The 14,683-nt window shown below is 61.4% G+C and carries 11 protein-coding genes and 3 pseudogenes; 8 read left to right on the top strand and 6 right to left on the bottom strand.

From position 1 onward, the window contains the following. Positions 1–254: 254 nt before the first annotated feature. From RFM40_RS28340 to RFM40_RS28350, 3 genes and pseudogenes are all read right to left on the bottom strand, one after another. Positions 255–908, bottom strand: coding sequence for an IS630 family transposase (locus tag RFM40_RS28340; RefSeq protein WP_320278646.1), 654 nt, complete (start codon positions 906–908; stop codon positions 255–257). Beyond that, complete coding sequence (locus RFM40_RS28345) at positions 814–1,206, bottom strand: transposase (protein WP_320278647.1); 393 nt, start codon at positions 1,204–1,206, stop codon at positions 814–816. Before RFM40_RS28345 ends, RFM40_RS28340 begins: the two co-directional genes overlap by 95 nt. Positions 1,207–1,611: 405 nt before the next feature. Further along, positions 1,612–2,607: pseudogene (locus tag RFM40_RS28350) on the bottom strand (IS91 family transposase); the annotation flags it as partial. 402 nt (positions 2,608–3,009) lie between these two features. Here RFM40_RS28350 and RFM40_RS28355 point away from each other — a divergent pair. Genes RFM40_RS28355 through RFM40_RS28370 form a run of 4 tightly spaced genes read left to right on the top strand, consistent with a single transcriptional unit; the run spans position 3,010 to position 5,891 of the window. Further along, positions 3,010–4,008 (top strand): tyrosine-type recombinase/integrase, encoded by a 999-nt coding sequence (locus RFM40_RS28355; RefSeq protein ID WP_320278648.1) that lies wholly within the window; start codon positions 3,010–3,012, stop codon positions 4,006–4,008. Next, positions 4,008–4,904, top strand: a complete 897-nt coding sequence (locus RFM40_RS28360; RefSeq protein WP_320278649.1) for a tyrosine-type recombinase/integrase — start codon at positions 4,008–4,010, stop codon at positions 4,902–4,904. Before RFM40_RS28355 ends, RFM40_RS28360 begins: the two co-directional genes overlap by 1 nt. Next, positions 4,901–5,566, top strand: a complete 666-nt coding sequence (locus tag RFM40_RS28365; protein WP_320278650.1) for a tyrosine-type recombinase/integrase — start codon at positions 4,901–4,903, stop codon at positions 5,564–5,566. The genes RFM40_RS28360 and RFM40_RS28365 overlap by 4 nt, the downstream gene beginning before the upstream one ends. After that, a complete protein-coding gene (locus tag RFM40_RS28370; RefSeq protein WP_320278651.1) occupies positions 5,502–5,891 on the top strand; it encodes a tyrosine-type recombinase/integrase in 390 nt (129 codons plus the stop codon). The genes RFM40_RS28365 and RFM40_RS28370 overlap by 65 nt, the downstream gene beginning before the upstream one ends. A gap of 81 nt (positions 5,892–5,972) precedes the next feature. Here RFM40_RS28370 and RFM40_RS28375 read toward each other — a convergent pair. Together RFM40_RS28375 and RFM40_RS28380 are read right to left on the bottom strand one after the other, a co-directional pair. Next, a pseudogene (locus RFM40_RS28375) lies at positions 5,973–6,167 on the bottom strand (transposase zinc-binding domain-containing protein); the annotation flags it as partial. A 12-nt stretch (positions 6,168–6,179) separates the two neighbouring features. Next, positions 6,180–7,040, bottom strand: coding sequence for a site-specific integrase (locus RFM40_RS28380; protein ID WP_071072560.1), 861 nt, complete (start codon positions 7,038–7,040; stop codon positions 6,180–6,182). A gap of 724 nt (positions 7,041–7,764) precedes the next feature. Here RFM40_RS28380 and ltrA point away from each other — a divergent pair. Continuing rightward, the gene (gene ltrA, locus RFM40_RS28385) at positions 7,765–9,003 is read left to right on the top strand and encodes a group II intron reverse transcriptase/maturase (RefSeq protein WP_320278673.1); all 1,239 of its coding nucleotides are present in this window, start codon (positions 7,765–7,767) and stop codon (positions 9,001–9,003) included. Positions 9,004–9,118: 115 nt separating this feature from the next. On the opposite strand, the pseudogene RFM40_RS28390 reads toward ltrA, so the two are convergent. Further along, positions 9,119–9,262: pseudogene (locus RFM40_RS28390) on the bottom strand (IS110 family transposase); the annotation flags it as partial. Positions 9,263–9,665: 403 nt separating this feature from the next. Between RFM40_RS28390 and RFM40_RS28395 the strand changes: the two are divergent. The 3 genes from RFM40_RS28395 (at position 9,666) to RFM40_RS28405 (ending at position 14,314) form a co-directional block, all read left to right on the top strand. Then, positions 9,666–10,538 carry an alpha/beta fold hydrolase gene (locus RFM40_RS28395; protein ID WP_320278652.1) on the top strand — a complete coding sequence of 291 codons (873 nt, stop codon included), beginning with the start codon at positions 9,666–9,668 and terminating at the stop codon, positions 10,536–10,538. Between the two features lie 203 nt (positions 10,539–10,741). Then, entirely contained in the window at positions 10,742–12,139 is a 1,398-nt protein-coding gene (locus RFM40_RS28400) for an MmgE/PrpD family protein (RefSeq protein ID WP_320278653.1), read from the top strand. A 585-nt stretch (positions 12,140–12,724) separates the two neighbouring features. Beyond that, on the top strand, positions 12,725–14,314 hold the full coding sequence (locus RFM40_RS28405; RefSeq protein ID WP_320278654.1) for an ABC transporter substrate-binding protein: 1,590 nt from the start codon (positions 12,725–12,727) through the stop codon (positions 14,312–14,314). Positions 14,315–14,683: the final 369 nt, after the last annotated feature.

Consider the following 14,683-nt stretch of genomic DNA (forward strand, 5'->3'; position numbering starts at 1 on the left):
TTGCCGTCCGGCCATGCCCCAGTTTCCTCTCCTGCGGGGAAACTGTCCGCGATTTTCCTTGTCTCAGCCTGGGGGTGCACTCCAGGCGTTTCACTAAGTCCCGGACACGGCGCGCATGGCGACCTCACGGGAGCATCAGGCCGAGCCACTCGTCACGGCTGAGCTCCGCACGTCATGGCCGAAACAGCTCAACTCGCGAGCCCAATGATGGGCAATCGAGCATGCCTCCATCCCGATTAAAAAGCGTGTCGCGATTAATTGGCCTCATATCCGGCCGCTTTGAAGAAATTTCTGCATTCGGCTGGCTCGAACAGGTGGCAGATATCACCGAGAGCCTGGCAGAGTGCGTCGAAGGTTCTTGCTACCTTTTTTCGAAGCCGCGCCTTGAGTTTTGAGTAGGCCATCTCGATCGGGTTGAGATCGGGCGAGTATGGCGGCAGGAACAGCAGCCAGGCGCCCCTTTGGCGCACCAGTTGTGCGATGCGATCGCTCTTGTGGAAGCCGACATTGTCGAGAATGACGACATCGCCGGGCGACAGTTCGGGAGCGAGCTGAGTTTCGACGTAGTGTTCGAAGATGGCGGCATTCATCGGTGCGTTGACGATCCACGGCGCTACAAGACCGTGGCATCGCAGCCCGGCGATGAAGGTCTGCGTCTGCCATTTGCCGAATGGCGCATGCGTCCTGAAGCGCTCGCCCTTCGGCGCCCAGCCGGTACGTTTGGTCAGTTTGGTGTTGGTCGACGTTTCATCGATGAAGATCAGCCGCGCCAAGGCCTTGTTGAAGAAGCGGTTTCGCCGCCCCATCCACAGTTCACGCGCCTGGCGCACGTCGGCCCGCTGCTGCTCGCTGGCCTGTAGAGTTTTTTTTATGACTGAGCCCCAGGCGATTGAGCAGGCGACCGACATTGGAGCGGTGCACGCTCACCCCACGCCCCTCCAGTTCGACGCAAAGCTCATCCAGCGTCAGTTCGCCGGTCTCCGCCAACCGCAAGCGGACAAACTCGGCATGCGGCTCAAGCTTCCCGCCGCCCATATGGCCTTGCCGGCGCGCTTCAAGCGAACCGGTCTGCCGGCGCAGTTTGATCAGATTGTTCACAAAGCGAGGCGAAACGCGGAAATGGCGCGCAGCCTTGCGGTGACCATGGCCTTCATCGACATACGCAGCAACACGCCTACGCAACTCAAGCGGTAGCGGCTTGCCCATCGCGGTCTCCTTTCAACCGCAATGAATCACAAACTCAATTCAACCGGAATCTGGAGGCTTCTGTGAGGTCCGCGGGCACGACGGAGCGGCCGGGTTGGCTGTCGGACCTCAATGCAAGCCGGATTGAACGGAGCCGCGGGCAGGACTGGCGCTATGGGGATTGTAGCCCGGAGCTGTGGCCGGGATAGTCTTCGCCAGAATGATCAAGGGCCGTCGGGATGCAATGACGGCAAAGGACGCTGCGACAGGGGGCGGCATCTTGATGGCGGGTGCCGTTGGACAGGCTGTGGTGCCTTCTATCGCCGGGCTGGCTGCTTGCGCCCTTGTGCGATGGGCCAAGCGTTGGCGTTCCGGCGCCCATGGTGACGGATGCTGAGCATGGCGATGAGGAGGCGCCGGCCGCGATCATGAGGTGTCGCACCAGAACGGGCCGGGCGGTGCCTGTCCGCATCGCCAGACGGCGAGCGTGATCATCCGTCCTCCACAGCATGGGCAGCGATGCGTTGCCGCAAGAGGAGCGGCAGCGGCGCTTTCGGCATCCGGTTCGCGATCATCCAGTTGTGGTTTGGTCAGCAGCCTGCGGCACTGGTCGAGCCTGGCGGCGCGATGGCCGTTGGCGAGGAAGCCGTAGTGGCGGATGCGATGGAAGCCGTCCGGCAGCGTATGAAGCAGGAAGCGGCGGATGAACTCGTGCGCGTCGAGCGTCATCACCTTTGTCCTTCCGCCATGACGATAATCCTTCCAGCGGAATCCGACACGATCGTTCTCCATGCTGATCAGCCGGGAATTGGCGATGGCGACGCGATGGGTGTAGCGACCGAGGTAGGCCAGCACCTGCCCTGGACCGCCGAACGGCGGTTTGGCGTAGACTACCCAGTCGAGGCGGCGCGCCCTGGCCAACAGGCGGGTGAAGGCGGCTGGCTCGGTCAGGCCGGCAATGTCGCCGAAGAACTTGAGGCTGTGCGCGTCGAAGGCGGCTCGTAGGTCCTCCAGGAAGCGGCGGCGAAACAGGCGCGACAGGACGCGCACCGGAAGGAAGAACCCTGGCCGACAGGAGACCCAGCGCGAGCCGTCGGGCGAGACGCCACCGCCCGGCACGATGCAATGGATGTGCGGATGGTAGTGCAGGTTCTGCCCCCAGCTGTGCAGCACCGCGATGAGGCCGATCTCGGCGCCGAGATGTTTGGAATCGGCGGCGATCGTGCGCAGCGTCTCGGCCGCAGTCCTGAACAGGATGGCGTAAACCGCCGCCTTGTTCTGGAAGGCGATCGCGGCGACCTCGGCCGGCAACGTGAACACGACGTGGAAGTAGGGAACCGGCAGGAGTTCGGCCTCGCGTGCGGCGAGCCAGTCGCGGCAGGCCTGTCCCTGGCATTTTGGGCAATGCCGGTTGCGGCAGGTAATGGGCGTCACCCATTACTTGCCTTATGGGCAAAGCCGGTAATGGGGAGCTGCCAATCGCGATCACCATATTTTCCTGTGTATTGCCGCTCTCGAGCTCTCCATTACAAGTCGCCCGTGCGGCCCCGTTGGGTTGGCCACTGATGGCCGGTCACATACGGAGACGGACATGTTGGAGACGTACTTCTCGGCAGCGAAGATACTGGGGCATCTGCGCAGTGGGCCGAGCGGGCCCTACCTTGACGGGTTTGCAACAGCGCTGGAGCGGCAGGGCTATGGCCCCGAGACAGCGGTACGCTATTTACGAGCGGCGGCTCACATCGGCCATGTTATGGCCGAGCAGGGCGCGGGCCTGACGGACGTTGATCTCGCCGCGTTCGGCGAGCACCTGCGGACTTGCCGGTGTCCACGCGCCAAAGGCGGCCGGCGCAACCACCACACATCTACGGTGCCAGGCTCTTTCGTCGGCACCTCGTCGAGCTCGGCCTTTGCCGGTCCACGGCCGTGGGGGCAGCACCCGCTGAGCCGCAGCTGGTCGCCGACTTCAAGACGTGGCTGCGCAAGCATCGCGGCGCATCCGATGGCACCGTCAGGCTCTACGCCCGCGACGCCGCGGCCCTAATGATGGAGCTTCGAAGTGACCCGGCCGGCTGGAGACCGAACGATGTCCGCAGTTACTTCCTGGAACGGGCGAGCAATAGCGGGAGTGGCACGATCGAGAAGATGACGACGAGCCTTCGGGCCTTCCTGCGGTACCTCGCGGTCGCAGGCCGTTGTCAGGCAGGTCTCGACGGCACCGTTCCAGCCTACGCTCATTGGCGGCTTGCCGACATGCCCCGGTATCTGTCGACCGAGCAGGTCGACCGGCTGATCGCTGCCTGTGATGGCGACGTCGGTGGACGTCGGCGTGATCGTGCGATCGTACTTTTGTTGGTGCGCCTCGGCCTGCGGGCCGGTGACGTAGCGCAACTGCGTCTCGCGGATATCGAGTGGCAAACGGGATCGCTGCGGGTCTGCGGCAAGTCGCGCTGCGAGGTCCGGCTGCCGCTACCGCAAGACGTCGGGGATGCGATCGCCGCCTACCTCGAATGCCGGCCGTCTACCCACCGGAACGATGTCTTGTTCCTGCGCACGATCGCACCGTACCGGCCATTCCGACGAGGCGACGGCATCTCGTCGGTGGTCAAGCGTATCATGAAGCGGGCCGACATCGTGGCACCGATCAAAGGAGCCCACGCTCTGCGGCACACCGCGGCGACCGAGATGCTGCGCCATGACGTGCCGCTCGACAAGATCGGCCTCGTCCTTCGGCATCGCGGCATCGACACGACGGCCTATTACGCAAAGGCCGACGTCGCGCTGCTGAAGCAGGTTGCTCAACCGTGGCCGGAGGCGCTCTGATGCTGGACGCCATCGAGACCTATCTCGCGCTCCGCCGCACCACGGGCTTCGCGATGTCGACCGCGGAGTACCTGCTGAAGAGCTTTGCCGCCTTCGCGGCCGAGCGCGGACAAACGTACGTCGAGACAAAAACAGCGATCGACTGGGCCGCACTCATCCGTCGCGCAACGCGATGCACGGCTCAGAGCCGTCTGTCGCTTCGTACGCCATGTTCAGGTGGAGGACGTCAGGCACGAGCTGCCGCCGGCAAATCACTTCGGCGCCCGGAAGAAGCGTCGCACGCCGCACATCTACACGACAGACGAGATCAGTCGGCTGGTCGAAGCTGCGCTGCGGCTTCGGCCAACGCACGGCTTGCGCTCGCACACGCAAGCGACCTTGATCGCGCTGCATCCACCGGGCTTAGGATCTCCGAAGCCCTGAAGCTGACGATCGCGGATGTGACCCGCGACGGTCTGCTGATCCGAGAGACCAAGTTCCGCAAGACGCGACTGGTGCCGCTGCACGACACGGCGGTCGCCGGCCTGCAGCGATACCTGGCACGTCGCGGGCCCGGCCCAGACGATGATCCGGTCTTCATCGACAAGCACGGTTGGCCGCTACGCTACATTGCCGTGAAGGAAACCTTCGACAGGCTGGTCGACAAGGCTGGCATCGGATCGACGTCGGCTCGCCGTCCTCGCCTGCACGATCTACGGCACACGTTTGCGGTGCGCGCGCTGCAAGGCAGCCCTACCGGCCGAGGCCGGTGCGGAGCGCACATGGCAGCACTCGCGACCTACATGGGTCACGTCAACATCTATGCGACCTACTGGTATCTCGAGGCCACGCCCGACCTATTGCGCGATGTCGCCATGGCTGGCGAAGCGTTCATGTCCGAAGGGAGGTCAGCATGACGCCGATCGCTCCCCTCATCGAGACGTTCCTGCGCGACACACTCGCTTGCCAGCGGGGCGCCAGCCGGCACACGAGCGATTCCTACGCCTCGAGCTTCCAACTGCTGTTCGTGTTCGCCGCCGACCGGCTCAAGGTCAAACCTTCGGCGCTGACGCTCGAACAGATCGATGCCGGGCTCGTCAGCGCCTTCCTTGAGCATCTTGAAGATGAGCGCAAAAACGCGGCCGTGACGCGCAACGTTCGCCTGGCGGCGATCAAGTCGTTCTTCCGCTTCCTCGAGTACCGGCAGCCGGCGGCGCTCGAGCAGATCCGCCGTGTACTGGCGATCCCGTTCAAGAAAACTGACACGCGCCTGGTGCCCTACCTTCTGCGCGAAGAGCTCCAAGCCGTGCTGGACGCTCCCGATCCGGCGACACGCGATGGCATCCGCGATCGCGCAATGCTGCACGTGGCCGTCTGCGCAGGGCTGCGTGTCTCCGAGCTGACGGGCCTCAAGGTCGATGACATCGACCTGCCTTCGACGAGCATCCGCGTGCTCGGCAAGGGACGCCGGGAGAGGACGCTGCCGTTGTGGAAGCCGGCGGCCGCTGCACTGCGTGCCTGGCTGGCCATCCGCGGGCAGGTTGCGACACCCGAGGTGTTTCATCAACACCCGTGGTGAGCCGCTGAGCCGATGGGGCTTTGCCTATCTGCTCAGGCAGCACGCCGCGACTGCGGCTCGCAAGCAGCCCGGTCTCGCCAAGAAACGCGTCTCGCCCCACGTGCTCAGGCACACCTGCGCGATGGTCGTTCTGCAAGCGACCGGGGACATCCGGAAGGTGTCGCTGTGGCTGGGCCACGCTACGCTGACGACCACCGAGGTCTATACGCGCGGCGATCCAACCGAGAAGCTCGATGCGATGGAGGCGATCCTGCCGCCTCACCTGCGGCGCGGCGTCTTCCAGCCCACCGACCGGCTGATCGAGCTGCTCAGGCGTACCTCGTAATGGAGAGCGGGGTTGGCGGTGATTGGTGCAGGTGCGCGATCAAATTGCTGCCAGCTCCCCATTACCGGCTTTGCCCATAAGACAGGAATTGTAGGCCACGCGGATCGCCCCGCAGGATCGGCAGCCCTCGACATGGCCGCCGAGCTCGGCCGTCCGGCAGAGCTCGATCGCGCTCATCACACGCCGCTCGACACGTCCGAGATGGCCGTCATGAACCTGCCGATACGCCTCGCCGTGGCGGCCGAAAATATCCGCCACCTCCAGTCTCGCCGACATGGGCGGAACCGGTCAGCCCGGCGGCACCACTTCAATGTTCAGCCTGTCGAGCGGGCTCGTCGTGCGCCGGATGAGGCCGTTCGAGACCTTGGTGTAGCGTGCCGTCGAGGAAAGATTGTTGTGGCCAAGCAGCACCTGGATGATGCGGATATCGGTGCCGTTCTCGAGCAGATGCGTGGCGAAGGAGTGCCTCAGCGTGTGCACCGTCACCCGCTTGTCGATGCCGGCGGCAGCGCGCGCCGAGCGGCAGGCCGAATACAGCACCTGCACGTCGATGGGGCGATTGGGGTCGCGGCCGGGAAACAGCCAGCCCTGCGGCTTGGCCAGTCGCCAGTAGACCCGCAGGATCCGAAGAAGCTGCGCCGACAGCATCACGGTGCGGTCCTTGCCGCCCTTGCCGTGACGAACGAGTATGACGCCGCGGCCGCTGTCGATATCGCCGACCTTCAGCCCGACGGTCTCCGAGGCGCGAAGACCCGCTGCGTAGGCCGTCGTCAGCGCCGTGCGCGTCTTCAGGCTCGGCACTGCCTCCAGGAAGTGGACGACCTCGTCGGCGCTGAGAACCACCGGCAGCGTGCGTGGCGAGCGGGCATAGACGATCCGTTCCGGAATCTCGGCGTGGCCGAGCGTCACGCCGTAGAAGAACCGCAACGCGCACACCGTCTGGTTCAGCGCCGGCCACGAGATCCCGGTCGAGACCAGATGCACCTGAAAGGCGCGGACATCTTCAAGGCCAAGGCGGTCAGGGGATCGGCCGAAATGGCGGGAAAACTTCGCCACCGCGTGCACGTAGGATCGTTGCGTGGCCGGCGACAGATTGCGGATCGTCATGTCTTCGATCATGCGCCGGCGAAGAGGGCTCAACTCGGCCATCTCAGTGCTCCTGTTCCAAGATTGCGCTTCAACAGCCGCAATCCTTCAAAACAGAAGCCTCAACCGCAAACCGACACGCCAAATGCCGCGTCAGCGGCTTCGTTGTGTGCCCAGCATGTTCAACCGCTTGGGGGTGAAAGTCCCCTAGCCAACCTGATGGAGGTGAAGGCTTAGCAAAGCGCAAGGGCATTACCGCGAGGTGGTGTCTGAAGGAAGCGTGGAGCAAAACCGCGACCTGACGAACAGAAACCGGATGTGAGGCATCCCTGGCCGGACGAGCGGGCAACGTGTCGCGAAGTCCATATCCATCAAGGGGCAGGGCTGTAGATCCGGCAGGTGCGCGGGGAAGGCGATCGAACTTACCTGGGGAGGCCTGCGTCATGTTCCGACTTCGGAACTGAGGGAACCGCAAGGTGACTTGACCGTGATGCAGGAGTCAGCAGAGGGCGTAGTAGGTGATGCTGTCGGCAAGGCTAGTGAGGCACTCCAAGGCCGAAAGGCGGAGCAAACGGATAGGCCGAGCCGGAAACGATGACCGAAGGCCCGAACGATTGGAAATGGCAAGTAGGACTGGCAACTCATGAGTGGAAAGCGGCAGAAGACCCAGTATTCATTGGCCTTGGAACCGAGGGACCGGGGTGAAGCCCCTGTCAGCGGGTACCAAGGGGCCGAACCACTCGTGGCGAAGTCGGCACCCGAAAACCCGGCTTGGACAGAACAGCTAATGGAGACGGTATGTAGCCGAGAGAATCTGGAAACAGCGTGGAAACGCGTTCGAAGCAACAAGGGCGGTCCAGGCGTGGATGGGATGACCATCGACGACGCCAAGGGCTACCTGCGTGAGCACTGGCCAAGCATTCGGTCTCGATTGCTTGAGGGAACCTATCAACCGCAGCCGGTCAAGCGGGTTGAAATCCCCAAGCCGGACGGCGGGGTCAGAAAACTCGGCGTACCTTGCGTCGTCGACAGACTGATCCAGCAAGCCCTGCTGCAGGTCCTCCAAGAGCAGTGGGACCCGACATTCTCGGAGCACAGCTACGGCTTCCGCCCGGGACGCTCTGCCCATCAGGCAGTAGCCCAAGCGCAATGCTACATTGCCGAGGGTTACAGCTACGTGGTTGACCTCGACCTCGAAAGATTTTTCGATCGGGTTAATCACGATAGCCTGATGGCGCGCGTCGCCGCCAGGGTGTCCGATAAGCGTGCGCTCAAACTCATCCGAGCATTCCTCAATGCAGGGGTGATGGAGGACGGCTTGGTCCGTCCGGTGGACGAAGGGACCCCGCAAGGCGGTCCGCTCTCGCCCCTCCTAAGCAACCTCCTGCTCGACGACCTCGACAAGGAACTGGCCCGACGTGGTCACCGCTTCTGCCGCTACGCGGACGACTGCAACATCTATGTTCGCAGCCGCCGCGCCGGCGAACGGATCATGGCCTCGGTCAGCCGGTTCCTGACCAAGAAGCTGCGGCTGAAGGTCAACGAGGAAAAGAGCGCTGTGGCGCGGCCGGAGGAGCGGAAGTTCCTTGGATTCAGCATCTCAAATGACGGGAGCGAGCGGCGCATCGCGCCGAAAGCCCTCGACAAATTCAAGACGTTGATCCGGGACATGACACGCCGGACACGGGGGATCAGTCTGCCGCAGTTGATCAAAGAGCTGAAGCCATACCTCATCGGATGGCGCGGCTACTTCGGCTTCTGCCAGACCCCACGGGTGCTTACCAACTTGGAAGCGTGGACCCGCCGAAGACTACGCTCGTATCTTTGGCGGCAATGGGGGAATGGGCACAACCGCTTCAAGGAACTGCGCCATCGTGGCGTCCCAAAGTTCAGTGCTGCGGCTGCCGCCGGTTCGCCGACGGGATTCTGGCGCATGTCAGGACACCCGGCGGTCCAACAGGCCTTGCGCAACCATTACTTCGAGTCTCTTGGTCTCCCTCGACTCCATGTCACTGCCCAAGCTTAATCCGATCGAACCGCCGTGGTACGGACCCGTATGCCCGGTGGTGTGGGAGGGGCGGCGCCGCGAGGCGTCCCCCTATCCCGATCAATCCTGAATCCTTTAAAACGCGACCGGCTTTTAGACACGGCGAAAGCCTGGCAAAGAAGACGAGCAACTCGCGGCGACCAAGCCGCCGTCGGAGAACTGCGTGCCCAGAAGCATCCACCCCGTGGACTTGAAAGACGGACTTGGCGAGATCGATACCGACGCTGACGACAGACATCACGGGCTCCTCTGTTGCATGGTAGACTGCCCCTCCATTTTCCGCAGATCGGAGGGGCGGTCCATCCCATCAAATGCGCCGTGCAGCGGGCCCGCTACATGACACTGGAAGCCATCAGCCAGATGAGCGATGATCCGCTCATCAGCCTGCCAGCCGTGGCGCGCTGATCAGCCCGGCTTCCTGCCGGAGAGCGCGGCGACCAACGCCGTCAGCCACATCACTTCCCGAGACATGATCGGGCTGTGCACGCAAGGCGCCAAAAACGCCGGTTTCCAGCGCGATAAAGGAAAACTTTGCGCAGCACGGTGAGATGGGGCTTGCTAGAGTTCGGTGCTCGCTGCCACGGGGTAGTCTCCCCACAGCACTGCAGGGGCTTGCGACTGGTCTCACCCCAAGGAAAAAGATGATCTCTGAACGCAGCATTTCAGTGAGTGGTATCGGGACTTCATACTACGAGAGCGGAACAGGCAAGCCTATCGTATTCCTGCACGGTGCCGGCTTCGGTGCAGACGGAAAGAGTTCCTTTGTGCGGCAGCTCGATGAGCTATCTGATCAGTTCAGGGTTATCGCGGTAGATCAACTGCAGTACGGCGGGACCGATTATCCCGCCGATCAAAAATTCGTAAACCGCCTTGGTCGTGTAGACCACGTGATTGGCTTCATCGAAGCGCTGGGGTTGAAGCAGATCACCCTCGTCGGTCATTCAGAAGGGTCATTCGTCGCCGCGCGGGTCGCGATCCTGCGTCCCGATCTTGTCTCGAGGCTTGTGTTGCTGACAGCCAGTTCCGTTTCTCCTGCTTATGAGGACGACCGCGACGAAATTTGGTGGCAGGCATATACGGAAGCTTACGACAATTCCAGCCCGATGCCGAGCGAAGAGGAATACGTCGCCGCCTGGCGAAAGAGCACGCGCGCCTATGGGCAGGATGTGGAAGAAGCTAAAAGAGAGGCCTATCGGCGGGCCGCGGCGCGCGGGCAATACGAGATTCTCCAAAACCTGCCCGAAGAAGAGAACAATCTCCGTCTGTACGTTGTGCTGCAGCAAACCTATGTGTTCCCGTACCTTGATCGGCTTCGGGCCGAGACATTGATCATCTGGTCCAAGAACGACCCCACAGTGCCGCCTGACCGCGGTGTAAAGTTGGCAAAGCTGATCAAGAATTCGGATTTCCACCTGCTGAACAATGCGGGACATGACGTCCAGGTCGACCAGAGCGAAGCTGTGAACAGACTCATCCGATACTGGACTGGTAGATCACCAACCAGCGAAAAATAGCAACCGTTCGATCTCCAGGTGGCTACGACGCAAATACTGCAACGCAGCCCCAACTTTTTTCTGAGGAAGAGACATGCAGAACAACTCCTGCAATCAATCAAAGCTGATTGGGCAAGGCATGCCATGGCAATTTAGCAGGCGGAGGGGCGAGGCTGTCCTCATATTTTGCCAGAAGCTTATTAATTGAGGCGCGAGATTTGGCGATGGATTTGACGGCGCAACTCATTAGGCACATTGTTGATTCGCGCGCAGAGACAATACCTAAGGAGTCGATTGAACGCGCGAAACTCTCCATTCTCGACACGCTTGCCAGCGCGATCGGGGGATCGGATGACCCGATCGCGCACTTCGCTCGTAAGCTGGGCAGCTTGTCCGGTGGCAAGGCAGAATGCACCGTCTGGGTTTCTGGAGAAAAGCTTCCGGCCTGCTTGGCAGCTCTTGTCAACGCCAGCACGGCTAGAGCCATCGACTTTGATGACACCTACGAGCTTTGTATCAACGGCTGCCACGCCAGCGCTTACGATGTGCCGCCGGCGCTGGCACTCGCGGAACGCGATCCTACTATTACCGGAAGCGAATTGCTGGTCGCATTAGCTACGGCTATGGATTTGCACATGCGTCTTGCGCGGAGCGTGACGACCCACTCATTGAAAACCGGCCGCGACAATATTGTTGCGGTGTGGGGCACCACTGCGGTTAGTGCAAAATTGCTGCGGCTCGATGAAGAGAAAACCCGAAATGCATTCGGCATTGCTTACGCCCACGCCGCCGGGGAAGTACAGATGTATGAGGAAGGCTCACACACTGTGTCGCTGCAACAAGGATTGCGGGCGCGTTCGGGGGTGGAATCGGCCCTGTCAGCTATGGTGGGTTTCAACGGTCCTCGGGAGCCGTTCTTTGGCAAGTATGGCTTCTACAGAGCCTTCGAACCTAGCTACGACGTTGACTTGCTTATGGAGAAACTTGGTCAGGACTATGTGAACACTGAGATCAGCTTCAAAGCTTGGCCGGCTTGCAGGGCTATGCATCCGGGCATTGATGGCCTGAAGCAATTGCGCGATAAGTACGGCTTCAAGGGAGAGGATATTATCTCACTTGAGCTCGGGGTGAACCGTCTCGTCGCTGAAAGTTATGTCGTACAGCCGCGCGACCAAAAGTGGCACCCAAAGGACCCGGTCGTCGCGCGCTTTAGCCTGCCCTACGTTATCTCTGTCGCGGCGCAGCACGGCAGAGTAGGAATTAGCGATTTCCGTCCGGAAGCATTTGAGGATGAGGCTGTGCGCCGGATCATGGCTGTAACGAAGATTGAAGTTGATCCAGAGATCGATCGTACTCACGGTCTGCATCAAAATTCGCCGACAGCAGTTACCGTGAAGCTGAGGGGCGGCGCAGAACATTCCATTCGGATTGACAAACCATTCGGCCATCCGGACAATCCGGCTTCGCTCGCCGATGGCATGCGTAAACTCAAAGCTTGCGCCGAAACGTCCATGCTGTCGTTCTCCCATACACAGCTCGAGTCGATTGGGGAATTCGTCAAGGACCTTGACAAGCGGCCCACGTTGGCACCGCTATTCGAGCTGCTTGTTGGCGGGAAGTAGCGAAAACAACGCAGGGTCTCGACCGCGGCAGCAGCGCGCTTCCGATAATCGAGTTGCTCGCCGACGAAGCCAGCCGCAACCGCTGGCAGCTACAGCACGGCGTGGTCTCACTAGAAAAGCGTCTCGCATCCAGAAGCCGCTTACCGAAGGTTGATCGGACGGAATTGTAAGGGGCTGAAAGAGATTCAAATCGACGTATATGGAGCGAGAGTCGCGTGTTGAAGTCTGGCCCCACAGTAGCCTGCTCCTCGAGGTGCCACCAAGAATTCGCGTGTCCAAAGCGACGGCTCGGGGAGCATGCCGCCGGTCGGCCTGCAAAGTTGGTTGACGCCTTCCTGCTGCCCGATCACGTAGGCTCATGTGGACAGGCGCTTACGTTCAAGATAATTCCGCTGCAATGCCCGGGTGTTCCAGACCTCAAAACGGTCATCTTGGCGATCCTGCGCGTATGACGGCTAAAACGCCGATTTCCTGCGCCGTCAGAAGGACAATTCGTTCAACGCGGCACATTGGTGCTGGTACTGATACTCAAAATCGAGGCCGATTGTCTGGCCCCATGGGAACATTCTGAACGAGGAGCATCCAATGTCGCAGGAGCTTGCCTATATCAGCCGCCGCGTCGCTGCCGGCCGACTGAGCCGGCGTGAATTTCTCGGTCGTGCGACGGCACTCGGCGTGAGCGCCACCTTCGCCAACTCACTTCTTGCCGGCGCTGTGAAGGCGCAGGTCCCGCAAAAGGGCGGCATTCTGAAGGCCGGCCTTCAGGGCGGTCAGGCGACTGACACTCTCGATCCGGCGTTCTTCCCCGGCGCGGTCCCGATCGCCTTCAGCAAATGCTGGGGCGAGCTGCTGATGGAACTGACCCCGGACGGCGGGGTTGAAAACCGCCTCGCCGAGGAAATCGGCTCGTCCAAGGACGCCAAGACTTGGACGATGAAGATCCGCAAGGGGGTCGAGTTCCACAACGGCAAGACCGTGACCGCGGACGATGTGGTGGCGACACTCGAGCGGCACTCGGATTCCAAGTCAAAATCGGGCGCTCTGGGAGTGCTGGGCAGCATTGACACGCTCAAAGCAAATGGCGACGAGGTCGTCGTCACCCTGAAGGGCGGCAATGCTGACTTCCCTTATCTGATGACCGATTATCATCTTGTCATCCAGCCGAACGGGGGCAAGGACAATCCGGCTGCCGGCATCGGCGCTGGACCCTACAAGATTACGGTTAACGAGCCGGGTGTACGGCACGGGGGCGAACGATTCGAGAATTTCTGGCAGGGCGAAAAGCGGGGCCATGCCGATCAGATTGAGATTATCGTCATCAACGACGCCACGGCGCGTATTTCGGCTCTGCGAAGCAACCAGGTCCACATGATCGACCGCGTAGAGCCGAAGGTCGTTGACCTGGTCAAGCATATCCCCGGCGTGACTGTCCAGAACGTTTCGGGGCGCGGCTATTATTGCTTCAACATGTTCTGTGACACGCCTCCCTTCGACAACAACGATCTACGGATGGCGCTCAAGCTCGCCATCGACCGCGAGCAGATGCTTACCCACATCCTGCGCGGCTATGGCTCGGTGGCCAACGATTTCCCAATCAACGCTTCGTACCCGCTGTTTTCTGACGACATCGAGCAGCGCACCTTTGATCCGGACAAAGCCAAGTTTCACTATCGGAAGTCAGGCCATAGCGGAGCGCTCCTGCTGCGCACCTCGGACGTCGCCTTCCCCGGTGCCGTCGATGCCGCCCAACTCTATCAGCAGAGTTGCGCCAAGGCCGGAATTGCCATCGAGGTCAAGCGCGAGCCGAGCGACGGCTATTGGTCGGAAGTCTGGTTAAAGCAGCCATTCGCCGCCACTTTCTGGACTGGTCGCGCGACGCAGGACCAGGCGTACTCCGTCGCGTATTTGTCGACGGCCGCATGGAATGACACGCGCTTCATCAACGAGAAGTTCGACAAGCTTCTCGTTGAGGCGAGGGCCGAACTCGATCAGGGCAAGCGCAAAAACCTTTATCGCGAGATGGCAATCATCGTTCGCGACGAGGGCGGTTTAATCGCGCCGTTCTTTAACCAGTTCATCGATGCGACGGGGCCGGGCGTGAAAGGGTTCGTGAAGCATCCAGCGCGGGATATGAGCAACGCCTCCGCCTTAACTGTATGCTGGCTCGAATCCTGACGGCGAGACTTACGGCTCGATCCTGGTTGCCTAACGTTACGCGATGGGCAACCGGTATCAGGATGTTCGACATCACGAGCGCATAAAACGTGTGGACGCTCTCGTCGTCATTGGCCACGTCGGCTTCGTGGGACGCGCGATTGAGGACGTAGGCCTCAACCATTGGCTGCGGACGGCTTCGAGTCCGCATGAGCTCAGCAGTCCGTGCTTTACCCGACCAGCCGCTCCGCCACGCAGTGGCGCGGCTCATGTGGCCGGTACCACGACGCGCGAAGATGCGTTCCCTGCGAGCCTACCGGGTTTGGCTCTCATTCATAGCAAAGGGAAGGCACGTGACTAGTGACTGCCTCCGCCGGCAACAACCACCGC

Origin of the sequence: Mesorhizobium captivum, from assembly GCF_033977165.1 — a bacterium.
GTDB classification, from domain to species: domain Bacteria; phylum Pseudomonadota; class Alphaproteobacteria; order Rhizobiales; family Rhizobiaceae; genus Mesorhizobium; species Mesorhizobium captivum.